Source organism: Neisseria sp. HMSC067G12 (assembly GCF_001812725.1).
Classification (GTDB): domain Bacteria; phylum Pseudomonadota; class Gammaproteobacteria; order Burkholderiales; family Neisseriaceae; genus Neisseria; species Neisseria perflava.
Genome location: NZ_KV810203.1, coordinates 1 through 1,193, shown reverse-complemented (window position 1 = coordinate 1,193; position 1,193 = coordinate 1). Strand labels below are relative to the sequence as shown.

Annotated in this window: 1 protein-coding gene and 1 pseudogene; one reads left to right on the top strand and one right to left on the bottom strand. The window is 44.3% G+C overall.

The features are described from left to right. Window positions 1-556 (bottom strand): annotated as a pseudogene (locus tag HMPREF2871_RS07025) (hypothetical protein); the annotation flags it as partial. Window positions 557-568: 12 nt separating this feature from the next. Between HMPREF2871_RS07025 and HMPREF2871_RS07020 the strand changes: the two are divergent. Further along, window positions 569-1,159, top strand: coding sequence for a hypothetical protein (locus HMPREF2871_RS07020; protein ID WP_049344568.1), 591 nt, complete (start codon window positions 569-571; stop codon window positions 1,157-1,159). Window positions 1,160-1,193 lie beyond the last annotated feature (34 nt).

The following is a 1,193-nucleotide window of genomic DNA, read 5'->3' as shown; positions in this document are numbered from 1 at the left end:
AACCGCGCAGCTTTTTACCGCTACCGGCCACTTGTACCTTAACGTCATTGGCCGTCACAATCGTACCGACCTGCCATACACGGCCTTGTCCGCATACTTCCGGGAAGTCGGTTTTCAGGCGCGGATTAAATTCCAATTCCGCCTTGATGGCTTCGAGCATTGGATATGCCTGGTCTATGCTGTCCATCACAATAACGGCATAATGTTTTTGGCCGGTCACGATACACCACAGCGTAAACAGCTGGGTAACCTGCGTCGATTTACCCTCGCCGCGCGGCGCACCCACCGCCTCATTTTCCCCTTTGAGGGAGCGGATAATCTCCGGCAGACGGCTGAATAAAAACGCATGCAGTTCGGATTTCTCAGGCGAGCGGATATAATGGGGGAAGTAGGTATTTACGAAATATTCGTAACCGCCTACCGGGTCAAATACCTTGGCACGGCGTGCAGCAATAGCCTTTGGCGACGCATCAAAGCCGTCCACTTCCGCTTCGATGACTTGGCGCAAACTGGCGGCCAGTTCGGCAAGGGATTTGAGGAATTCTTTTGTTTTCATGAGGAATAATTTATGAACTGGTTAAATAGAGGTATTCAGGAAAAAATCTTACGAGCCTTAAGTAATAATTACCCGAACTGCCTAAAAGCAATCAAGGTGTATAACTCTATTTTCCATAATAGTGCTTTACCTATTACTTCTAACATCCCTGTTGATAAACAAGGATTGGACTTGGCTTTGACCCTTGGTTGCGAAATTCAAAGTCAACACCTAGCAACTTTACAATCAGATGAATTCCAATATTTTTTAAAAAATATTTATTACTTAGAAGAATCTGGTTTAATTGAAATTACTTCGATAGATTCACTTCATAAAAATTTTGACTGCAAGATTAATCATAAGGGCATAGACTTCCTTACCGATGATGGCGGCCTATCCGCCATTCTTGGTGTTGTCACAGTCAAACTACACAGCGACACTATTCAGGCTTTAATTGCGGCAAAAATAGACCAAGCAGAGATTTCTGATTCAGAAAAAAGCTGGCTGAAAAAAGAATTAGGGAAAATCAAAGACACTGCATTAAGCACACTCACAACAAATGCCATTAATGCCATCGCTGCCGACACCCTCGTCAAATTTTTAAAATCAGCTATCGGCCTCTAACCAAACTTCTTCTCCACTTCCGCCCCAAACGGCT